The organism is Streptomyces sp. NPDC002138 (genome assembly GCF_040296485.1).
Lineage (GTDB): Bacteria > Actinomycetota > Actinomycetes > Streptomycetales > Streptomycetaceae > Streptomyces.
Window position 1 is genome coordinate 13,305 of record NZ_JBEOXE010000029.1, and the last position, 20,739, is coordinate 34,043.

Consider the following 20,739-nt stretch of genomic DNA (forward strand, 5'->3'; position numbering starts at 1 on the left):
CCGGGGTCACGTTCCAACTCCGGGCGTCTTTGCAGATCCTGGAGGATCCATGCGACACCCTGTCTCCCGCCTGCGCACGCGTGCCCTGGCCGTCGGGCTCGCCCTGGCGGCGTCCGCGCTTGTGCCTTCCGGTTCCGCCGGCGCGGCCGACCAGTACGAGTGGGCCGCGCTCGGCGACTCGTACACCGCCGGCGTCTTCGTCGGCGACCCGCAGCCCGCGCTGGGCGACCCGGCGCGGGACGGCTGCGACCGCACCACCAACGCCTACCCCGACCTCGTCGACCGGGAGCTGGCGGAGTTCCTGCCGGGCAAGCCCGTCCACCTGACCAATGTCAGCTGCGGCGCCGCCACCATCACCGACATCGCCACGACCAGGCAGACCCCGATCAGCCCGGTCCAGGCGCCCGAGGGCGGCTGGCGGGCGGTGGACACGCAGATCAAGCGGGCCGGCCTGGGCGACGAGACCGACGTCGTCACCATCGGCGTCGGCGGCAACAGCCTGCCCTTCGGCGACATTCTGACCAAGTGCCTCACCCTGGGCACGACCGGCAAGTCCTGCCGCGACCACTACACCAATCCCCCCGAGGGGGAGGAAAGCCTCCAGGACAGGCTGGCCCGGGTCCAGGACGAGTACATCGAGATGCTGGCCCATGTGCACCAGGCCGCGCCCCACGCCAAGGTAATCACCGTCGGTTACCCGGCCGTCCTCCCCGACAACAGCAGTGCCTGCAACCGCCTCGCCGTCACCGAACTCGGCGCGATCACCCACAACGACGTCGACTGGCTCCGCGACGACGTCCTCAAGCAGCTGAACAGCACCATCCAGCGGGTCACGGACTTCTTCGGCGACCGTTACGCCGACGTCTACTCCTCCAGCGTCGGCCACGACGCCTGCCAGCCCGCCGACACCAAGTGGGTCGAGGGCATCTGCGGCGACGCCGAGGACTACTGGCCCACCAAGATTCCCGGCACCCCGCTGAACTGCGCCGTCGTCAACAAGCACGTCACCCTCGTCCACCCCAACGCCGCAGGGCACGCCAACACCGCCTCCCACGTCGAGCGGGCCATCCGCCTGGCCCTCCTCGACAGCTGACCGACCGGCCCGAACCCCGGCGCCCCGGATATACGCGCGCGAGCGTGGTCCGGGGCGTCCCGTCCGACAAGCCCGAGGGACGTGCCCGCGGTGGCCGGTATCTGCCGGGCACTCGCCAAGTACACCCAGCGCGAGCGCTGCCCGGCCGTGACCTGCTCCCGGGCCCCGGCCGCGTGTTGATGTGCGCGGCACACCGTGGAGTCGATGCTGAGGTCCCGCGTGATCGCACCCCCCGCGTCGGCCGGAGACTGAAGCCGGGTGCGGACACGGTGCCAGGTGCCGTCCCGCTGCCACCGGCGGAACAGGCCGTGGACCCGGCCCCATGGCCCGTACTCGACCGGTACGTCCCGCCACGGAACACCGGTCCGGACCCGAAACCGTATGCCGTCGATGAGCTGCCGCCGAGGCCAGACAGGCGGCCGCCCCGCCTTGGCGCCCTTCGGCAACAACGGCTCCAGCGCCACCCACTGCTCGTCCGTGAGGTCTCCCCGCCTCATGGACCGAGATCATCCACAGCCCAAGATCCACGGCGCATCACACTAGGCCTCCGTCACGCGCCGCTCGTGCACGCGCAGGTGCAGGGTGGCCAGTTCCAGGAGCGGGACGGGCACGTCCAGGTCGTGGGCGCGGGCGAGCAGGTCGCCGAAGACGTGCTCGACCTCGGTGGGATATCCGGCGATCAGGTCGCGGTAGATCGAGGGGGTGAGCGGGGACCCGGCCGTGGTGACCGTCGCGGCCGTGGCGGCGAGCTCCGCCTCGGGGACGGGGTGCCCGGCGGCGGCCGAGACCGCGGCGGCCTCCGCGAGGACGGCCCGGCCCAGTCCGGCGCCCCCGGGCGCGGCGTTGACCTCGCCGACGGACCCGCGCATCAGGCAGGTGACGGCGGCGAGCGTGGTGATGAAGACCCACTTGTGCCACATGGCGGCGACGATGTCGTCGACGTCGGGGCTGGTGATCCCGGCGCCGTTCAGCGCGTCGCGGATCTCCCGGACCCGCGCCGAGGGGGCCGCGCCGGACCCGTCGGCCCGGGGGCCGACCTCACCGACGAGCAGGGCGCGCGGCGGGGCCATGCGGACGATGTCGCCGTCGCCGTTCAGGGTGGTGACCACCTTCGCCACGCCGCCGAGTACGGCGCGGTCCCCGAACTCCTTGCCGACGAGGTCGAGATGGGCCATGCCGTTGAGCAACGGGACGATCGCCGTGCCCGGGCCCACCGCCGGGGCGAGGTCCCGCACCGCCCGCGCGAGCGCCGTGGACTTGACCGAGAGCAGGACCAGGTCGTAGGCCCCCGAGAGCGTGTCGGCCGTGGCGATCCGCGGGTCGAGGACGAACTCCTCGCCCTGCCCCGCCACTCGGAGCCCGCGGGCGCGCAGGGCCGCCGCGCGGCCGGGGCGGACGAGGAAGGTGACGTCCTGTCCGCTCCGGGCGAGGAGGGCGCCGAAGTAACCGCCCGCGGCGCCCGCGCCGACTGTCAGGATTCTCATGCGGAAGGACCTTTCGTGAGGGGCAGCGGCCGGAGCAGCCGCTGCGGCCGCCGGAGGGCGGCGGTGATCGGATCGTCGTCCGGGGACGGCGGTGGCAGGCCCGGACCGGGTACGACCAGCAGGTCCGCCGCGTCGACCGGGGCGCCGCATCCGGTGCACCGGCCGTCGGGGCCGACGTACGCGTCGTCGTCGGCGTGCCGGAACGAGCGGCGGGGGCCGCCGGGCACGGGGTGGTGCTCGTCGCCCCACTGCGTCAGGGCGCGGACGGCGGGCCAGAGGCCGACGCCCTTGCCGGTCAGGACGTACACCTCGCGCTTGCCGCCGTCGGGCACCCTGGCCAGCACCCCTGCCGCGGTCAGACCGGCGAGCCGGTCGGTGAGGACCGCGCGCGGCACGCCCAGGTGCCTGACGAAGTCCCCGAAGCGGCGTACGCCGAAGAACGCGTCGCGCACGATCAGCAGCGTCCAGCGCTCGCCGATCACCTCCATGGCGCGGGAGAGCGCGCAGGACTGGCCCTGGTAGTCGCGAGGGAGCGTCATGGCGCCACCCTAGCCAGTCAGTTCGGTCACCGAACCATATTTTCCGGCCGGATCTCCCCGAGATCGCCCCGACCGGATCTCCCCGACCCGATCTGTCCGACCGGTCCCCCTCCGGCCTCCGCCCGGGGCCACTTCCCTGGATTGCGTCACTTACTGCCATTTGCTTCTGTGTGACATTCTTGTTTGGATTTCGGGTGGGCGGGTCATAAGCGCGACTTATGGACCCATAGATCGCCACCGGCTACCGGGGACCCGTCGAGCGAGCTTGTCTCGAACCATCCGTCCCCGTTGCCTGGAGGAACGTCTCGTATGTCTCGCCCCATCCGTGTAGCGATCGTCGGCGCCGGTCCGGCCGGCATCTACGCCGCCGACGCTCTGCTGAAGTCCGACGCCGCCCAGGCTCCGGGTGTCTCCATCGACCTGTTCGAGCGGATGCCCGCTCCGTTCGGGCTGATCCGGTACGGCGTGGCCCCGGACCACCCGCGGATCAAGGGCATCGTGACCGCGCTGCACCAGGTGCTCGACAAGCCGCAGATACGTTTGTTCGGCAACGTGGACTACCCGGGCGACATCGGCCTGGACGAGCTGCACCGCTTCTACGACGCCGTGGTCTTCTCGACCGGCGCGTCCGCCGACCGGGCCCTCGACCTGCCGGGGTCCGACCTGGACGGCTCCTACGGCGCCGCGGACTTCGTCTCCTGGTACGACGGCCACCCGGACGTCCCGCGCACCTGGCCGCTGGAGGCCGAGAAGGTCGCCGTCCTCGGGGTGGGCAACGTGGCCCTGGACGTCGCCCGGATCCTGGCCAAGACCGCCGACGAGCTGCTGCCCACCGAGATCCCGCCGAACGTGCACGCCGGGCTGGCGCGGAACAAGGCCGTCGAGGTCCACGTCTTCGGCCGCCGCGGGCCCGCGCAGGCCAAGTTCAGCCCGATGGAGCTGCGCGAGCTGGACCACTCCCCGAACATCGAGGTCATCGTCAACCCCGAGGACATCGACTACGACGAGGGCTCGATCGCCACCCGCCGGGCCAACAAGCAGGCCAACATGGTCGCTTCCACCCTGGAGAACTGGGCGATCCGGGACCCCGGCACCCGCCCCCACAAGCTCTTCCTGCACTTCTTCGAGTCCCCCGAGGAGATCCTCGGCGCGGACGGTCGGGTGGTCGGGCTGCGCACCGAGCGCATGGAGCTCGACGGCACCGGGAACGTCCGCGGCACCGGCCGGTTCACGGAGTGGGACGTCCAGTCCGTCTACCGTGCGATCGGTTACTACTCGGACGAGCTGCCCAAGCTGCCCTTCGACCCGCTGTCGGGCACCGTCCCCCACGAGGCGGGCCGCGTACTCACCGCCGACGGCACCCACCAGAGCGCCGTCTACGTCACCGGGTGGATCAAGCGCGGTCCGGTCGGGCTCATCGGCCACACCAAGGGCGATGCCAACGAGACCGTCGCCTGCCTCCTCGACGACCACGCGGGCGGCCGCCTCCCGGGGGCGCTCTCCCCGGAGCCGGACGCGGTGACCTCCTTCCTGGAGGAGCGCGGCGTCCGCTACACCACCTGGGACGGATGGCATCGGCTGGACGCCCACGAGCAGGCGCTGGGCGCCGCGGAGGGCCGCGAGCGCGTCAAGGTCGTCGAGCGCGAGGACATGCTCCGCCACAGCGGAGCCTGACCCCGCGGGCACGGCGGCCGCCCTCGGTCCGCACCCCTCTCAGGACCGGCCGCCGCCCGCCGCGAGTACGTCGCCCGGGCGCGGCCGGCGCCACCGCGGCCGGCTCCACCGCGGGCGGCGGCGCCCCGCCGAGGGCCCCACGCCGGACCGCCGGCTTCCGCCATCGGTGCGCGCCCGGCGCACCGATGGAACGGTTTACGCTCCGCCAGAGAGGCCCTGGACACGGTCCGCGCGGCCGTGCGGACCGTGTCCAGGACGAGGTCCGGGCGCGAGAGCATGGGGACGTGGCCGGTGTCGGCCTCGACGGTGGTGGCCCCCGTCCGCTCGGCCAGGAACCGCTGCAGGTCCGGGTTGACCGCGTGGTCCCGCCGGGCGATGACGTAGTGGCTCGGCCGGGACTTCCAGGCGACCTCGTCGGTCGTGGCGCCGAGCACCTCCGCGCGCGGGGCGCCCCGGGTCGCCCAGACCACCCGCTGCTCCTCCTCCGGCAGGTCCCCGCAGAAGTGCCCGATGCCCTCGCGGGAGTTCCACAGGCGGCCGTCCCCGCTGTCGAGGTGCTCGAAGAGCGGCCGGCCTCCCCCCGGGCGACCGGCACGGCGAGCGGCACCCGGCCGCCGCGCCCGTCCCGCACCGCACCGCCCCGCACCGCACCGCACCGCACCGCACAAAGCGGAATCCGCGGGACCAGCCGGGCAGGACGGGTGGTCCGGGCCGGTCAGGCGCGCGCGGCCGCGCCCGCCGCCGCGTTCCCGTCCGCTCCCGCGCGCGCCTCGCCCCCCGCGTCCGTACCGGCTTCCACCACGCGGCCGTCGCGCATCTCCACCACCCGGTCCGCGAGGTCCATCAGCGCCGGGTCGTGGGTCGCGACCAGTACCGTCACGCCCTCGCTGCGCACGACGGCGCGCAGCAGCTCCATGATCGCGTGACCGGTCTCGGAGTCGAGCTGGCCGGTCGGCTCGTCGGCGATGATCAGGTCGGGCTCATTGGCCAACGCCCTTGCCACGGCCACGCGTTGCTGCTGGCCACCGGAGAGTTCGGTCGGCCGCTGCGCCGCGTGGTCGGCGAGGCCGACGAGCGCGAGCAGGGTGCGTACCCGCTCCTCCCGCTGCGCGGCCGGGACCTTGCTCAGCCGCATCGGCACCCCGACGTTCTCGGCGGCGGTCAGCACGGGTATCAGGCCGAAGGACTGGAACACGAAGCCGATGCGATCGCGGCGCAGGGCGAGCAGCGCCCTCTCGTCGAGCCCGGTCAGTTCGGTGCCGTCGAGGCGGATGGCGCCGGCGGTCGGTGTGTCGAGACCGCCGACCAGGTTCAGCAGCGTCGTCTTACCGGAACCGGAACGTCCCTTCAGGGCGGTGAGTTCACCGCGGCGCAAAGTGAAGGAGACTCCGCGCAGGGCGTGCACGGCCCGCTCGCCGGTTCCGAAGCTGCGCCGCACGTCGTCGACCACCACCATCGGCGTGGCTTCGCTGCTGTCCTGCGCGGTCGTGGTCGTGGTCATGGGTCCCCCAAGGTGGTAGCCGATATCCGCATTTGCTCATCCCTTTCTCCCGGAAACAAGCCCTTCCGCTGTCCGTTCGAATCTGACAAGATCGCCCGCTATCCGGTACCTATGGTCCGGTAAGGGGAGGATTAGCGCGCATGCTCGGCTTCGTCATGCGTCGACAGCGCGGGCGTGTGCCCCTTGCTGCCGCCGTTCTGTTCACCGTCCTGATCACCACGACCGTCCTCACGGCCCTGTTCGCGTTCACCCGCGGCGTGGGCGAGGCCGGCCTGCGCGAGTCGCTCCAAGGGCGCGACCACGCCCGCTCCACCGTCCTCGTCACCGGCTACCACTCGGTGGCCGACCGGGCCAAGGACGACGGGGCGCTGCAGGGCTTCGCCCGGGGGCTGTTCGGCGATCTGCCGTTCGCCGTCGACACCGTGGCGCGCAGCCATGCGTACGGTCTCCCCGCGGGGCCGGTCGGCGCCGGTCCGGGTGGACCCGCGCCCGCGCCGGGGGCTTCCGCGCCCTCGGCGCAGGGGTCGGTGCCGGAGGCGGACCTGACGCTGCTCGCCGCCTTCGACCGGAAGCGGACCCGGCTGATCGCCGGTCAGTGGCCGCAGGCCGTGGCCGCCGGCGGCGCCGCCTCGCGGGTTCCGGTGGCCATACCCGAGGCGGCCCTGAGCCGGCTGGGGCTGACGACGGCGGGGCTGCCCGCCGAAGTGCGCCTGGACGACCGGTTCCAGGGACCGCCGCTCACCGTGGTGGTCACCGGCGTGTACCGGGCGGCCGACACGGCCGCGCCGTACTGGCAGCTCGACCCGGTCAGCGGCCGTGGCTTCCAGATCAGCAGCTTCACCACCTACGGGCCGCTGCTCGTCGACGACTCCGTCTTCACCGCCGGAGGTATCGCGCAGGACAGCCGCGCCACGCTGCTCACCCCCGACTTCACCGGTGTGAGCACCGCGGAGGCGGAGGCGGTCGGCAAGCGGAGCACCGCTCTGGGCGCGTCCCTCAAGACCTCCTCGGGCCTGAACGCCAAGACCGAACTCCCCAATGTGATGGCCGAGTTGCGCGCGGCGCGTGCGGTCGCCTGGTCCACCCTGCTGATCGGTGAGCTCCAGCTCGTCGTCCTCACCGCGGCCACGCTGCTCATCGTCGGCCACACCCTGATGAAGCACCAGGAAGGCGAACGCCTCCTGCTCCTGGCGCGGGGTGCGTCCCGGCGCAGGCTGGGCCTCCTGACCGCTGTCGAGTCACTGTTCCTCGCCCTGCCCGCCCTCCTGTTCGCCCCGTTGCTCGCGCCCTTGCTGCTGCGGTTCCTCGAAGGCACCGGGGCCCGCGACCACGGGACGTCCGTGACGGGTGACTCCGGTTTCCTGGCCACCAGTTGGTCGCTGTGGCCGGTCGCGGCCGTGTGTGCGCTCGGCTGCGTGCTGCTGAGCGCGCTGCCCGCCGTGCTGCGGGGCGCGTCGGCCGTCGTACAACGACAGGGCGGCAAGCGGCAGGAGATGGTGGCCGGCGCGGCGCGTTCCGGTGCGGACATCGCGCTGCTGGCGCTGGCCGCCCTCGCCTACCAGCAGTTGGCCCGCTACGACGGGGCCGCGCCGGCGGGAGCCGACGGCGGTGCGTCGTCGGGCGTCGACCCGGTGCTCGTCGCCGCGCCCACGCTGGCGCTGTGCGCGGGGGCGGTGCTCGTCCTGCGGGTCCTGCCCTTCGCCGCGCGCCTCGGCGGGCGGCTGGCGGCGAGCGGCTCCGGGCTCGGCCCGGCGCTGGTCGGCTGGCAGCTGGCGCGGCGGCCGCAGCGTGCCACCGGGCCGGTGGTGCTGCTCGTCCTCGCCGTTTCCAGCGGGGTGATGGCGCTCGGCCAGTACACCGGATGGCAGGACTCGCAGCGCGACCAGGCCGCCTTCCGCACCGCCGGGGGCCTGCGGATCACCGCCAGCCAGCTGTCGCCCCTCGGCCAGGGCGGCCGGTACGTGGCCCTCCCGGGCGGGGAGCGGGTGCTGCCCGTGATCCGCCAGCAGCAGTCGCTGCCGGACGGGCGGGCGGCGCAGCTGCTCGCGCTGGATGCGAAGGCGGCGGGCGAGCGGGTTCCGCTGCGCTCCGACCTGCGCGACGGACAGCCCCTGCCGGAGCTGTTCTCCCGGCTCGTCCTGCCCGCCGCGCCCGCCACCCCCGGCGCGCCCGCGAGCGGCGTCCCGCTGCCCGCGCAGGCGCAGCGGATCGAACTCGACGTGACCCTGCGCACCACCGGCATTCCGAGCGGCTCTCCCAACCTGAAGCTGCTGCTGCGCGACCGGTTCGGGGTGACCCACCGGACCCCGATGGCGCCGCTGCCGTCCGCGGGCGGACGGGTCACCGTCCCGGTGGACGTGGCCGCGCTGGCCGACGCCCCGCTGGGCAAGGCCCCGGGGCCGCTGACGCTGATGTCGCTGATCCTCTCGTACGGCGGCCCGGACCTCGACCACGAAGCGCCGCCCGAGGTCGGCGGCGAACTGACGGTCCACCGCCTCGCGGTCGCCGAGGCGGCGGGCGGCCCGGCCGTTCCCGTCCAGCTGCCGGGGGCGGGGGGCGCGAAGCCCGCCGACTGGACCCTGTCGCCCAAGGAGGCGGGCGGCGAACTCCTCGCCGAGGCGCCGCCCGGCGCTCCCACCGGGCCCGCGCTGCTGCGGCTGCGCTACTCCGGCAAGCCCATGAGGGAGGAGCGCGCCCTGGCCGTGACCGCGGGCCCGGTGGACCAGGTCGCGGAGCTGCCCGGGCTGGCCACGCGCGGCTACCTCGACGCCATCGGCGCGAAGGCGGGGGACGTCGTGCCCCTCTCCTTCGGGCAGAACAACCTCCGGGTGAGGATCGCCGGAGTCGTCGGTTCGCTGCCGGTCGTCGGTGACACGGCGCTGGCCGTCGACCTGCGGTCCCTGGGCCGGATCCCCGCCGCCGACGGCGCTCGCGCACTGCCCGCGGTCACCGAGTGGTGGCTGCCCGGCGCCTCGGACGACGACCCCGCCCCGGCGCGCGCCGCCGCCGCGTTGCGCACCGGACCCGGAGCCGGGGGCCAGGACCTGCTGCTGCGCGAGGAGGTGGCCGCCGCGCTGCTCGACGACCCGCTCAGCACGGCCCCGCAGCGCGCGCTCGCCGTGCTGGCCCTGGCCTGTGCGGTGCTGGCCGCGATCGGTTTCACCGCGGCGGCAGCGGCGGGCGCGCGGGAACGCTCCCGCGAGTCCGCGGTGCTGCTGGCGCTCGGTGCGCCCCGCAGGACGCTGGCCCGTACGGCCGCGGCCGAGGGCGTGATCCTGGCCGGCATCGGCAGCGCCGCCGGGGTGGGCATCGGCGTCGTGCTCGTCCATCTCGTGGTGCCGCTGATGGTGCGTACGCCATCGGGCCAACGACCGTCCCCCGAACTACTGGTCGACCTGCCGGGCGGCTGGACACTGCTGCTGACCGTCGCGATCGCCGCCGTACCGCTGCTCGCGTCCACCTTCGGTGGCCGCCGCAACCGGAACACGGCCGCGCGGCTGCGGCAGGTGGAGGAATCATGATCCGCACCGCCCGTCCGGCCTCCCGCGCCGCACGCCCCGCCTCCTGGGTCCGTACCCGGCTCGGCGCGATGCCGTCGGCCGCCGTGCTGGCCGCCGTCCTCGCCTTCGCGGCCGTGTTCCTGAGCGCGGCCCTGCCACGCGCCCTGGACCGGGGCGCGGACCAGGCCCTGCGCTCCTACGTGGGCGGCAAGGGGCCCGGGCCGACGAGCGTCCTGGTCACCGGCGACTCCCGCGAGGGACCCGGAGCCGTGGGGGACCTCGACCGCATCCTGGGCGTACTGACCGCCCGGACCGGTGGTGCCTTCCCGCTGGCTCCGAGCGGACCCGTGCACGGCACGCTGGGCGGCAAGCCCCGCGTGCTGAGCAATCCGGGGCTCTCCCGGCCCGACGACGAGTCCCCCCGGCTGAGCCTGCTCCACCTGCGCGAAGCCGCCGGGCACCTCACCATGGTGGCGGGGCGCTGGCCGAGCGGGACCACCGCGGAGGGGCAGCCCATCCCGGTCGCCCTGTCGAAGCGGGCGTCCGAGGCCATGGCCGCCCCGCTGGGCACGGTGCTGCAGACCGATCCGGACGGCCCGCAGGCCCCGGTCGTGGACCGGGCCGTGGTGGTCGGTCTGTACGTCGCGAACGACGAGGCGGATCCCGTCTGGACCGGTCTGCCCTGCCTCAGCCGCGCCTGCACCGGCAACACCGGCGGGAAGGAGCCGCGTACCTACTGGCACGCGGGGGCGCTGGCCGGCGCCGACGACCTGCCGCGGGTCGCCGCCTGGGGCAAGGGGGGCACGGAGTTCTGGCGGCTGCCGATGGACACCTCCCGGCTGCGCGCCGACCAGCTGGCCGACACCGGCCGCCAGATCTCAGCCTTCGTGTCCGGGCCCACCGCCGCCGCCCTCATCGGTGACGCGGGACGGCAGGACCTGACGATCACCTCGGCGCTGCCCGCCCTGCTCGCGGACGCGCAGGCCCGGCAACAGGCCGCCGCCCCCGTGGGGGTGAGCGGTCCGGCCGGGGTCGCCGGAGTCGTCTTCGTCGTCCTGTGCCTGTCCGCCGCGCTCGCCGGGGAACGGCGGGAGAGCGAGCTGCGGCTGCTGTTCGCCCGGGGTGCCTCGCGCGTCGGTCTCGTCCGCAGGCTGCTCGCCGAGGGCGCGGTCACCGTGCTTCCGGCCGCGGTGCTCGCGGCGGCGCTCGCCCTGGTGCTGCTGCCGACGCCCCGGTTCCTGCCCGCGCTCTCGATCGCGCTGGCCACGACCCTGCTGGCCTGGCTGGCCTTCCCGGTGCGGGCCCTCGTCCTGCTGGCGCCGCCGCGGCCGCGCAACCGGTGGCGGCGTCCGGTGGCGGAGCTGCTGGTGCTCCTGGTGACCGCCGCCGCGGTCTTCGAGGTGCGTGACCGGGGCATCGCCCAGGCCGGCGCGGACGTCGATCCGCTGCTGGTGGCCGCGCCGCTGCTGATCGCGCTGAGCGGCGCGCTGCTGCTCGCCCGGATCCAGCCGCTGCTGGTGGCGCTGCCGGCCAGGATGGCCGCGCGGGGGTCCGGGGTCATCGGCTTCCTGGGGCTGGCCCGCGCAGGGCGCGGCAACGGGGGCCGCGGCCGCACCGCGGTGCTGCCGCTGGTCGCCCTGCTGCTCGCCGTCACGACGGGCGGCTTCTGGACCACGGTCCTGAACGCGGCGGAGGCCGCCCGGCTGGCCGCGACCCGGGTGAGTGTGGCGGCCGACGCGGAGATCGTCGCGCCGCCGGACAAGACGCTGCCCGACGCACTGGTCAAGGCCGCGGGCAAGGTGGAGGGCGTACGGTCCTCGATCAGCCTGTGGACGGACGACGACGCGTTCGTGGACGCGCCCGCGGCGAACTTCACCACCCAGGTCACCGTGGTCGTCGTCGAGCCGAAGGCTTACGCCGAGCTGTCCAAGGCCGTCGGGATCGGGCCGTTCGACCCGGCCCTGCTCGGCGGAAAGGGCACCGGAACGCCCGAGTCCCCGCTGCCCGTGCTGTTCAGCAGCGGTCTGGCCAAGCTGGCGCCCGGCGGCACCGTCCGGCTGCGGTTCGGCGACGGCCACCTCCAGGTGGCCTCGCGGGGCGTGGTCGAGGGAACGCCCGTCCGTCCGGGCGCCGTCGGGGCCACCGTCATCGTGCCCGCCGGCCCGGCCACCGCGGCGATCCCGCTGACCCGGCAGCCCAACCGCTGGTACGCGGTCGGTACTCCCCCCGAGGACCAGCTGAAGGTGCTGGTGCGCTCCCACGTTCCGGCCGGCGAGGCTTCGGTGTACCGGGTGCGGACGAGCGCCGGGATGGCCGACGAGCTGGCCTCCGATCCGCTCCAGCACGCGGCGGTCCGGCTGTTCGTGGCCTCGGTCGCCGGGGCCGCGGGCTTCGCGTTGCTGGCGGTCCTGCTGTCACTGGTCAGGGCGGCCCCCGAACGGGCCGCGCTGCTGGCACGGATGCGCACCATGGGCCTGCGGCCCCGGCAGGGCGTCCTGCTGATGCTGACCGAATCGCTGCCGCAGGCGCTGGTGGCGGCCCTCGGCGGGGCGCTGACCGCCACGGCGGCCGTCCTCCTGCTGGGACCGGCCGTGGACCTGTCCACGCTGGTCGGCGCGCCCGTGGAGGGCGGCCTGCCGTTCAGTGCCCGGCCCGTACTGATGCAGGCGCTGGGCCTGGCCGCCCTGGTGGGCGTGGCCGTGGTGGCCGAGGCGGCGGTTTCGGGACGACGCCAGATAACTACCGAGTTGAGAGCGGGAGACCAGCGATGAGCGGCGAGCGGACAGGCGGCACGGCGGCCCACGGGGCGGCCGTCCACGAGGCGGACGGCCGGAAGAAGGAGGCCGGGCGCGACGTGCCGAGCTACGAGGAGCTGCGGCAGCGCGCGGTGGCCGCCACCACTCCCCCGTCGCCGGAAGCGGGCACGGCCATCGTGTGCGACCGCCTCGTGCGGGTGTTCAGTGGCGACGGTATCGAGGTACAGGCCCTCCAGGGGCTGGAACTGACGGTGGCTCAGGGTGACCTGGTGGCCCTGGTCGGCGCCTCGGGCAGCGGCAAGTCGACGCTGCTGAACATCCTGGCGGGCCAGGACCGGCCGACGGCGGGCACGGCCAGGGTGGCCGGGTACGACCTGCTGGAGATGACCTCGCGGGACCGGCTGCGCTACCGGCGCGAGGCGGTCGGCTTCGTCTGGCAGCAGACCGCGCGCAATCTGCTGCCATTCCTGACGACAGCTCAGAACATTGCGCTGCCGCTGCAGTTGACGCAGAACGGGCGGGGCGCGGCCAAGCGGCACGCGGCCCGGACGGCCGAGCTGATCGACGCCCTGGACCTGGGTCCCCTCGCGGGCCGCCGCCCGACCGAACTCTCCGGCGGGCAGCAGCAGCGGGTGGCCGTCGCCGTGGCGATGGCCGGCGACCCGAAGGTCCTGCTCGCGGACGAACCGACCGGCGAGCTGGACTCCGAGACCGGCGCGGCCGTCTTCGAGGCCTTCCGCACGGTCAACCGCGAGCTGGGGGCCACCGTGGTCGTGGTCACCCACGACCCGATGGTGGCGGGCGAGGTGCGGCGCACGGTGGCGATCCGTGACGGCCGCACCAGCAGCGAGGTGCTGCGGCGCACCGTCACCGACGAGCACGGCGCGGAGTCGGTCAGCGAGCGCGAGTACGTGATGCTGGACCGCAGCGGCCGCGTCCAACTCCCGCGCACCTTCCTGGAGGCGCTGGGGATGGAGCACCGGGTGGCGGTCGACCTGGGCTCCGACCACATCGCGGTCCGGCCGGACTCGGCACAGTGACCCCCGCGCGCCCCGGCGGTTCGTACGCCGGGGAAGCCGCGGGGCCCCGGGGCGCTCGCCCCGGGGCCGCCGTCTCAGCGGGCCGTCGGTCCGCCGTGACCGGCCGACCCCTCCTCGGCCACGAGGCGCGCGATCTCCTCGTCGGCCGTTCGGGCTTCCGCCTGGCGCCCCATCCGCTCCAGCTGTTCCCGGTGTCCCAGCAGGGAGTCGATGAGGAGGCCGATCCGCCCCGGTTCCCGCGCGTACATGTCCCGTGCGGCGGCGACGGATTCCGCCAGCAGCGCGAGCTGCGTGACGGGCTGGTGCGTGAACTCCCGGTGTGCGTACTTCCGTAGCGCGATCGCCAGCAGGGGCAGGTAGGCGAGCGGGCTCACCCCGGCGAGCACCCGGTAGGCGGCGACCCGCTCGGCGAGCGTGGGCTTGCCCGACCCGAGGAGGGCCACTCTCGCTCGTAGGACCGCGTCGTGACTGATGTGCGCCGAGTACGTCATGACGGAGATTCTCAAAGCCGCACAGGTACCCGAACAAGGGCAATCGGCTGTGCCCTTGGTCCTACGAAAACACCCTCTGACCTGTCATGATGGATACGTATTAACCCTTGGACCATCACCTGACGGCCCATCAGGACATCAGGCGTGGTCCTTCGCGCGGCCGCGCAGGCCGAGACCGAGGCCGATCAGCACCCCCGCCGCGATCACGATCGCCGCGTCGACCGCCAGGACCGTGCGCACCCCGTCGAAGAGCGAACCCCGCGTCGTCGCCAGCACACCGAGCAGCGGGATGCCGATCGTGAGCCCGACCTGCTGGGTCGTGGTGACCAGGCCGGTCGCCAGGCCCTGCTCCTCGTCGGGTACGCCGCTCGTCACGGTGACGCCGTACGAGATGATCGCGCCCAGGTGGAACATGCTGGCCACCGACACCGCCACGGTGGCGAGCAGCGCGCCCGACCCGGCGCCCACGGCGAGCAGGGCCGCGGTGAACACGCCCTGGCCGAGGAGCGAGCCGACCAGGGTGCTCCGGGCGCCGATCCGGCCGATCACCTTGGGGGCGAGGGTGCCGGCGAGGGCCGACATGACGCCCTGGACGCCGAAGACCAGGCCCGTCCGGAAGGACGACAGGTGCAGGGTCTCCTGGAGGTAGAGGGTCAGCACGAAGATGACCGTCGACATCATCGAGAAGGTCACCAGGCCGCCGATGTTGCCCCAGGCCACGGTGCGCCGCCCCAGCATGGGCAGCGAGACCAGCGGGGCCGGGGACTTCGTCTCGACCACGACGAACGCGGTGAGCAGGGCGACTCCGGCGACCAGCGTGCCCCAGACGTCCGCGCCGCCGAACCCGCGCTCGGCCGCCGAGGACAGCGAGTAGATCAGCGCGAGCAGACCGCCCGTGACGGTGACCGCGCCCGGCACGTCCAGCCGCGGGCGTTCGGGGGTGCGCGACTCGGGCAGCAGCCCGGGAGCGAGGACGAGCACGATCAGCGCGGCGGCCGTGAGGAGCCCCATCGTGGAGCGCCAGCCCAGGGTGTCGGTCATGACCCCGCCGAGCACCATGCCGATGGTGAAGCCGAGGGAGAGCAGGGTGCCGGAGATGCCGAGCGCCTTGGCGCGCAGCGGGCCTTCGGGGAAGGTCGTGGTCAGCAGGGACATGCCGGTGGGAACGATGAGCGCCGCGCCGAGGCCCTGCAGCGCGCGCCCGGTCAGGAAGGACGCCGGGTTCCAGGCGAGGGTGGCGAGCATCGAGGCGGCGCCGAAGAGGACCAGGCCGCCCAGGAACATCCTCTTGCGTCCGTAGAGGTCGGCGATCCGGCCGAAGAGGAGCAGGAAACCGCCGGAGGGCAGGGCGAAGGCGGTGACCGCCCACTGGAGCGCGGACTGACCGAGACCCAGGTCCTTGCCGAGCACCGGCAGGGCCACGTTCAGTACGGAGAAGTCCAGGGCCACCATGAACTGGGCGGCGCAGAGCACGAAGAGGATCAGCTTGGCCCGGCCGGTGAGCCGGTCGCCGCCGGGCTCCGCGGTCCCGGCGGTGACCGGGTCCGTCATGTCGTGGGCCTGCCGCGGCCGGGTGCGGGACATCTGTGTGTCGGTCGTCATGACCCCTACCCTGACCGCCCGGGAACGCCCGTGGAGAGTGGGAACTTATGCTGGTGGTGGCACCACCAGGCAGCCGGGAGGTGCCACCAGGCAGCCAGTAGGGGGAAATTCGTGGCCACACCGATCGACAAGCACCGCCGCTCCGAGCTGCGCGAGTTCCTCATGAGCCGACGGGCGCGGATCACCCCGGCGCAGGCCGGACTGCCGGACGGCGGGGCCCGCCGCCGCACCCCGGGCCTGCGCCGGGAAGAGGTCGCCGTGCTCGCCGGGGTCGGGGTCTCCTGGTACCAGTGGCTGGAGCAGGGCCGCGACATCACGGTGTCCCCGCAGGTGCTCGACGCGGTGGGCCGGGTGCTGCGGCTGACGAGCGCCGAGCAGCGGCACCTGTACGTCCTGGCCGGGCTGAACCCGCCCGCCCTCCAGGTCGCGCCGTCCGACCGGAACATGTGTGACGGGCTCAAGCGGCTGATCGATGCCTGGATGCCGTTCCCCGCGCACATCATGGACGTCTACTGGAACACCGTGATGTACAACGACGCGGCCTCGATGGTGCTCGGCATGCGCCCGGAGATCGTGCAGAACTGCCTGGTCTCCTACTTCACCGACACCCTCTACCGGTCGCGCAACAAGCACTGGGAGGAGATCGCCGCCAACGTGGTCGCCCAGTTCCGGGCGGCGTGCTCGGAGTTTCCCGACGACGACGGGTTCCGCGCGGTCGTCGAGGAGGCGAAGGAACTCAGCCCGTTCTTCACGTCGTTGTGGGAGCGGCAGGACATCGAGCCGGGTGGCCAGATGCGGAAGGAGTTCGAACACCCGGCCGTGGGGACGCTGTTCGTCGAATCGACCCAGCTCAGGGTGCCGGCCCGGCCGGACCTGGCGATCATCCTGCACACTCCTCTGCCGGGCACCGGCACGGCCGAGAAGCTGGAGTGGCTGACGTCCCCGGAGGGCCGCCGCGGGTCCATGTACCCGGTCGCGGGCTGACGTTCGGGGCCGGGGCCGTGCGGAGGCGCCGGGCGCCCTGACTCCCATCCCCGGCCGTGGGAGCAGGGCGGCCGACGCGGCACACCCGCCGGCGCGGAACGCCCGGCTCGCAGGAGCCTCCCACCGGCCGCCAACGTCGGCCTAACGGACCGCTAACGGACGGCGGGGACGGCGGGCGCGCGCGATGGCCGGTGCGGTGTCCGACGAATGGCCGGGAACGCTCTCATGTCACGAAATGGCCCGATGTACGCTCGCCCGGGGGCCGTGACGCATCGAACAGGGTGGAATCGCATGGAGTTCCGCGTGCTGGGCCCCGTGGCCGTGGTGACGGACCGGGGTGAACCGCTCCCCCTCGGTCCCGCCAAACGCCGCAGCCTGCTGGCCATGCTGGTGCAGCGCCCCAACGCGGCCGTCGCCGTCGAGCGGCTGATCGAAGCGCTGTGGGACGAGGAGCCGCCCCGGCACTCGCGCACCGTCGTGCAGGGCCACGTGTCCCAGCTGCGCGCCCTGCTGGCCGCGCACGGAGCTCCCGCCCACGGCATCGAACTCCGCACGCACGGAGCGTCGTACGTCCTGCGGCTGCCGGAATCCCTGGTGGACGCGCACCGCTTCGAGGAGCTGCTCCGGCTGGCCCGGGCCCGGCGCGCGCCGCGCGACGCCGTACCGGTGCTCCGGGAGGCGCTCGCGCTGTGGCAGGGACCCGCGCTGGCCGGGACGGTGCGCAGCCCTCTGCTCGAACACGCCGCGCACGCGCTGGAGGAGCTGCGGCTCACCGCCGTGGAGGAGCTCGCGGGGGCCCACGCGCTCCTCGGCGAGCACGGCGCGGCGGCGGCGGTCCTGCGCGCCGAGGCCGTCGCACATCCGCTGCGGGAGCCCCTGATCGCCGCGCTGATGCGGGTCCTGGGGGGTGCGGGGCGCCAGTCCGACGCGCTGTACTGGTTCCACCGCACCCGGCGGCTGCTCGCCGATCAGCTCGGTGTCGATCCCGGGGCGGCGCTCACCGACGCGTACACCGCCCTGTTGAGGTCCGACCCGCCGTGCGCCGTGGCCGGGCCCACGCCGCGGGGCGCCGACCCGGGCGGCCATCCGGGCGCGGGCCCGACGGGCGCCGTCCCGACGGCGGCCCCGGCCACGGCACCGACCGCCGCCCCCGCCGCGCCACCGGTCGCGGAACCGGTCGCGGAACAGGCCGCGCCGTGTCCACAGCTCCTCCCCCGTCGGCCACGGGCCTTCACCGGGCGCGAGAGCGAACTGGCGGCGCTCGACCGGGCCGCGGCCGACACCCCCGGCGCCCTCGCCCTGATCACCGGCAGCGCGGGGGTCGGTAAGACCGCGCTCGCCGTGCACTGGGCACACCGGCGCGCCGCGGACTTCCCCGACGGCCGGCTCTTCGTCGACCTCCACGGCTACAGCACCCTCCCGGCCCGCGGCACCACCGCCGTGCTCCGCGAGCTCCTGCTCGCCCTCGGCCTGCCCGCCGAGCGGATGCCCGGATCGCCCGGGGCGCTGGGCGCCCTGTACCGCGAACTGACCGCCGCGCGACGGATGTTGATCGTCCTGGACAACGCCCGTGATTCCGGGCGGATCCGTCCCCTGCTGCCCGGCGGGGAGCGCTGCGTCACCCTCGTCACCAGCCGGGACCGGCTCGGCGGCCTGGTGGTCTCGGACGCCGCGCGCCCCGTCCCGCTCGTCCCGCTCCCCGCCGCCCAGTGCACGGCGCTGCTCTCCGCCGTCCTGGGGCCGGAGCTCGTCGAGGCCGAGCCGGAGGCCGCCGCGCGGCTCGCGGACCTGTGCGACGGTCTGCCGCTCGCCCTGCGGGTCGCCGCCGCCCGGTTCGCCACCCGCCCGCACCACGGCCTGGCCGCCTTCGCCCGGGAACTCTCCGACGAACACCGGCGGTTGGACCTGCTGAAGGTCGAGGACACCGGTGTGGGCGCGGCCCTCGGGCTCACCGTCCAGCACCTGCCCGAAACGGCGCGGCGGATGTTCCACCGGCTCGGGCCGCACACCGGCGCCACCCTCGACACCTGCACGGCCGCCGCGCTCGCCGACTGTCCGCCCGATCAGGCCGCCCTGGCGCTGGACCAGCTGGCCGCCGCCCAGCTGGTCGTCGAGGCGGGACCGCGGGCGTACGTACTGCACGACCTGGTCCGCCTCTACGCCCGCAGCCTGGCCCCCGGGCACGACCCCGACGGGCTGCCGCGGCTGCTCGACCACTGGCTGCGCACGCTGCTCGCGGCGAGCGCCGCCGCGGAGCCCGGCAGCGAGCCCTGCTGCGCCCTGCCCGCCGGGGCCCGGCCGGCCGGCGAGGTCCGGGCGTTCGCGGACCGTACGAGCGCGCTCGCCTGGTACTCCGCCGAGCGGGACACGCTGCGCGGGGCCGTGGACGCCGCGGTCGCGGCGGGGCTGCACGACCGTGCCTGGCGGCTGGTGCTCCTGCAGTGGCCCCTGATCGTGTGGCAGGTCCGCGACGGCTGGGTACCGCTCCTCGAACAGGGCCTGGCCGCCGCCGAGCAGGACGGCGATCCCGGTGCGCAGTCGCGGGCCCGGGCCCTGCTGGGCTGGGTGCTGGCCGAGGAGGGCCGCTCCGAGGAGGCCCTCGGCCACCTGGAACGCGCCCCGGGCCTCTCCGCCCGCGCGGGCGACCCGGCCGGGGAGGCCGTCGCCCGGATCAACCTGGCGGTGGCGCTGACCCGGCGCGGCGCCCCGGAGCGGGCGGGCGAGCTGCTGGTGCGCGCCCTGGCCCTGGCCGAGGAGGCCGGCCGTACCGAGACGGTCACCCTCGCCCACCAGCACCTCACCCAGCACCTGCTCGCCGTCGGCTCCCCCGACGAGGCCGCCTCCCACGCGGCGCGCGGACTGGCCCTCGCCGCACCGCCGCTCGCGGCCGCCCGGCGCGTGGTGCTGCGCACCCTGTACGGGGAGGCCCTGGCCGCGACGGGACGCACCCCCGAGGCGGTGCGCCAGCTCGGCGACGCGATCAGGGAGGCGCGGGCGCACGCGTACGAGGAGGGCGAGCGGGCGGCGCGCACGGCACTGGCCGGGATGGCGGAGCGCTAGGCGGGCAGGTCTGGGCGAGGCGGGGGCGGAGGTCAGGCCGTGGTGGCCTCGGTCGGGGGCATGATGCGGCCGACCGACGTGACCATCCGGCGGCGGGTCAGCAGGCGCCCGCCGATGGCCATCAGCCGGTTGAGGGCGCCGGGGATCACGCTGGGCGGCGGGTTCTTGCGGTCGAGGGTCCGCAGCGCCGTACGGACGACCGCTTCGGCGCTGTGGACCCGGGTGCCGCCGCTCACGCCCTCGGTGCCGACGACGTCGAAGAACTCGGTCCGCGTCGCCCCGGGCGACAGGGCCAGTACGCGTAGTCCGGTGCCCCGGGATTCGTGCCAGAGGGCTTCGGTGAAGCTCAGGACGAAGGCCTTGGTCGCGCCGTAGACCGCCATGCCGGGAACGGGCTGGTAGGCGGCCATGCTCGCGACGTTCACGAGGACGCCCCTGCCGTCGGCGCGCAGCCGGTCGATGAAGGCGGCGCTTATGCCGACCACCGCGCCGACGTTGACCGCGATCTCTTGGCGCAGGCGCGCGGAATCCCCCCGGTGGAGCGGTGGAGCACGCGTTCATGGCGCTCCCCCGTGTTTCCCGTGGTGGCGCCGTACGCCTCCCGACCGCACACCGTACGGCGCACGGTGCGACGGCCGTCATCCGGCCCGGGCGGTCGCCCGACTGCACGCCCCAGCGCGCACATCGCGCCCGCGCGACCCACAGTGGACGGGCGGACCGCCTCGGGTGACCGGCGGCGGCTCCGGACGCCGAGGAGGGTGCATGGACACGAGGGTCAAGGGGTTCGTCCAGTCCTACAACCGCGACCACGGATACGGGTTCCTCGTCCCCTGCGGCGCCGAGGACACGGTCTACGTCGAACGCGACGACATAGAGGCCGACCCGCGGACCCTGTCCGAGGAGCAACAGGTCACCTTCACGATCGAGTTCGCCGACGGCCGTTTCGTGGCCCGGCACGTCCAGCCCTGAGCGCCCAGCCCCGCGCGCCAGCCCCACGCGTCCCGCTCACGCCTGC

At 74.4% G+C, this 20,739-nt stretch carries 13 protein-coding genes and 3 pseudogenes; 8 read left to right on the forward strand and 8 right to left on the reverse strand.

The window, feature by feature from the left end; translation table 11 throughout:
* The first annotated feature begins 49 nt into the window (after window positions 1–49).
* Window positions 50–1,093: an SGNH/GDSL hydrolase family protein gene (locus ABT084_RS20025; protein ID WP_351045477.1), complete on the forward strand. Its 1,044-nt coding sequence runs from the start codon at window positions 50–52 to the stop codon at window positions 1,091–1,093.
* A gap of 134 nt (window positions 1,094–1,227) precedes the next feature.
* On the opposite strand, the pseudogene ABT084_RS20030 reads toward ABT084_RS20025, so the two are convergent.
* The 3 genes and pseudogenes from ABT084_RS20030 to ABT084_RS20040 all read right to left on the reverse strand — a co-directional run.
* A pseudogene (locus ABT084_RS20030) lies at window positions 1,228–1,590 on the reverse strand (IS5 family transposase); the annotation flags it as partial.
* A gap of 42 nt (window positions 1,591–1,632) precedes the next feature.
* Window positions 1,633–2,577, reverse strand: a complete 945-nt coding sequence (locus ABT084_RS20035; RefSeq protein WP_351045480.1) for a 2-dehydropantoate 2-reductase — start codon at window positions 2,575–2,577, stop codon at window positions 1,633–1,635.
* Window positions 2,574–3,116 (reverse strand): winged helix-turn-helix transcriptional regulator, encoded by a 543-nt coding sequence (locus ABT084_RS20040; RefSeq protein ID WP_351045483.1) that lies wholly within the window; start codon window positions 3,114–3,116, stop codon window positions 2,574–2,576. The genes ABT084_RS20035 and ABT084_RS20040 overlap by 4 nt, the downstream gene beginning before the upstream one ends.
* A gap of 309 nt (window positions 3,117–3,425) precedes the next feature.
* Here ABT084_RS20040 and ABT084_RS20045 point away from each other — a divergent pair, with 309 nt between their 5' ends.
* Window positions 3,426–4,790 carry an FAD-dependent oxidoreductase gene (locus tag ABT084_RS20045; RefSeq protein ID WP_351045485.1) on the forward strand — a complete coding sequence of 455 codons (1,365 nt, stop codon included), beginning with the start codon at window positions 3,426–3,428 and terminating at the stop codon, window positions 4,788–4,790.
* A 260-nt stretch (window positions 4,791–5,050) separates the two neighbouring features.
* Here the strand turns inward: ABT084_RS20045 and ABT084_RS20050 are convergent.
* Together ABT084_RS20050 and ABT084_RS20055 are read right to left on the reverse strand one after the other, a co-directional pair.
* Window positions 5,051–5,446 (reverse strand): annotated as a pseudogene (locus tag ABT084_RS20050) (alpha/beta hydrolase); the annotation flags it as partial.
* 59 nt (window positions 5,447–5,505) lie between these two features.
* A complete protein-coding gene (locus tag ABT084_RS20055) occupies window positions 5,506–6,291 on the reverse strand; it encodes an ABC transporter ATP-binding protein (RefSeq protein WP_351045488.1) in 786 nt (261 codons plus the stop codon).
* Between the two features lie 140 nt (window positions 6,292–6,431).
* Between ABT084_RS20055 and ABT084_RS20060 the strand changes: the two genes are divergently transcribed.
* From ABT084_RS20060 to ABT084_RS20070, 3 genes are read left to right on the forward strand one after another with little or no spacing between them, the layout of a single operon-like run.
* The gene (locus ABT084_RS20060; RefSeq protein ID WP_351045490.1) at window positions 6,432–9,812 is read left to right on the forward strand and encodes an FtsX-like permease family protein; all 3,381 of its coding nucleotides are present in this window, start codon (window positions 6,432–6,434) and stop codon (window positions 9,810–9,812) included.
* Complete coding sequence (locus ABT084_RS20065; RefSeq protein ID WP_351045492.1) at window positions 9,809–12,562, forward strand: hypothetical protein; 2,754 nt, start codon at window positions 9,809–9,811, stop codon at window positions 12,560–12,562. Before ABT084_RS20060 ends, ABT084_RS20065 begins: the two co-directional genes overlap by 4 nt.
* A complete protein-coding gene (locus ABT084_RS20070) occupies window positions 12,559–13,587 on the forward strand; it encodes an ABC transporter ATP-binding protein (protein WP_351045495.1) in 1,029 nt (342 codons plus the stop codon). The genes ABT084_RS20065 and ABT084_RS20070 overlap by 4 nt, the downstream gene beginning before the upstream one ends.
* Window positions 13,588–13,661: 74 nt before the next feature.
* On the opposite strand, the gene ABT084_RS20075 is transcribed toward ABT084_RS20070, so the two are convergent.
* Both ABT084_RS20075 and ABT084_RS20080 read right to left on the reverse strand, forming a co-directional pair.
* Complete coding sequence (locus tag ABT084_RS20075; RefSeq protein WP_351045498.1) at window positions 13,662–14,078, reverse strand: hypothetical protein; 417 nt, start codon at window positions 14,076–14,078, stop codon at window positions 13,662–13,664.
* A gap of 138 nt (window positions 14,079–14,216) precedes the next feature.
* Window positions 14,217–15,629 carry an MFS transporter gene (locus ABT084_RS20080; RefSeq protein WP_351045659.1) on the reverse strand — a complete coding sequence of 471 codons (1,413 nt, stop codon included), beginning with the start codon at window positions 15,627–15,629 and terminating at the stop codon, window positions 14,217–14,219.
* A gap of 213 nt (window positions 15,630–15,842) precedes the next feature.
* Here ABT084_RS20080 and ABT084_RS20085 point away from each other — a divergent pair, with 213 nt between their 5' ends.
* Together ABT084_RS20085 and ABT084_RS20090 are read left to right on the forward strand one after the other, a co-directional pair.
* A complete protein-coding gene (locus ABT084_RS20085) occupies window positions 15,843–16,664 on the forward strand; it encodes a helix-turn-helix transcriptional regulator (protein ID WP_351045661.1) in 822 nt (273 codons plus the stop codon).
* 291 nt (window positions 16,665–16,955) lie between these two features.
* Window positions 16,956–19,724, forward strand: a complete 2,769-nt coding sequence (locus ABT084_RS20090) for an AfsR/SARP family transcriptional regulator (protein WP_351045500.1) — start codon at window positions 16,956–16,958, stop codon at window positions 19,722–19,724.
* 32 nt (window positions 19,725–19,756) lie between these two features.
* Here the strand turns inward: ABT084_RS20090 and ABT084_RS20095 are convergent.
* Window positions 19,757–20,257 (reverse strand): annotated as a pseudogene (locus ABT084_RS20095) (SDR family NAD(P)-dependent oxidoreductase); the annotation flags it as partial.
* A 229-nt stretch (window positions 20,258–20,486) separates the two neighbouring features.
* Between ABT084_RS20095 and ABT084_RS20100 the strand changes: the two are divergent.
* Window positions 20,487–20,693, forward strand: coding sequence for a cold-shock protein (locus ABT084_RS20100; protein WP_351045505.1), 207 nt, complete (start codon window positions 20,487–20,489; stop codon window positions 20,691–20,693).
* The last annotated feature ends 46 nt before the right edge of the window (window positions 20,694–20,739 follow it).

Excerpts from the sequence above, each read along its gene's own strand:
- ABT084_RS20055 (WP_351045488.1), bottom strand. The coding sequence starts at position 6,291 with ATGACCACGACCACGACCGCGCAGGACAGCAGCGAAGCCACGCCGATG.
- ABT084_RS20075 (WP_351045498.1), bottom strand. The coding sequence starts at position 14,078 with ATGACGTACTCGGCGCACATCAGTCACGACGCGGTCCTACGAGCGAGA.
- ABT084_RS20085 (WP_351045661.1), top strand. The coding sequence starts at position 15,843 with ATGAGCCGACGGGCGCGGATCACCCCGGCGCAGGCCGGACTGCCGGAC.
- ABT084_RS20045 (WP_351045485.1), top strand. The coding sequence starts at position 3,426 with ATGTCTCGCCCCATCCGTGTAGCGATCGTCGGCGCCGGTCCGGCCGGC.
- ABT084_RS20090 (WP_351045500.1), top strand. The coding sequence starts at position 16,956 with ATGGAGTTCCGCGTGCTGGGCCCCGTGGCCGTGGTGACGGACCGGGGT.
- ABT084_RS20080 (WP_351045659.1), bottom strand. The coding sequence starts at position 15,629 with ATGACGGACCCGGTCACCGCCGGGACCGCGGAGCCCGGCGGCGACCGG.
- ABT084_RS20060 (WP_351045490.1), top strand. The coding sequence starts at position 6,432 with ATGCTCGGCTTCGTCATGCGTCGACAGCGCGGGCGTGTGCCCCTTGCT.
- ABT084_RS20040 (WP_351045483.1), bottom strand. The coding sequence starts at position 3,116 with ATGACGCTCCCTCGCGACTACCAGGGCCAGTCCTGCGCGCTCTCCCGC.
- ABT084_RS20025 (WP_351045477.1), top strand. The coding sequence starts at position 50 with ATGCGACACCCTGTCTCCCGCCTGCGCACGCGTGCCCTGGCCGTCGGG.
- ABT084_RS20035 (WP_351045480.1), bottom strand. The coding sequence starts at position 2,577 with ATGAGAATCCTGACAGTCGGCGCGGGCGCCGCGGGCGGTTACTTCGGC.
- ABT084_RS20070 (WP_351045495.1), top strand. The coding sequence starts at position 12,559 with ATGAGCGGCGAGCGGACAGGCGGCACGGCGGCCCACGGGGCGGCCGTC.
- ABT084_RS20100 (WP_351045505.1), top strand. The coding sequence starts at position 20,487 with ATGGACACGAGGGTCAAGGGGTTCGTCCAGTCCTACAACCGCGACCAC.
- ABT084_RS20065 (WP_351045492.1), top strand. The coding sequence starts at position 9,809 with ATGATCCGCACCGCCCGTCCGGCCTCCCGCGCCGCACGCCCCGCCTCC.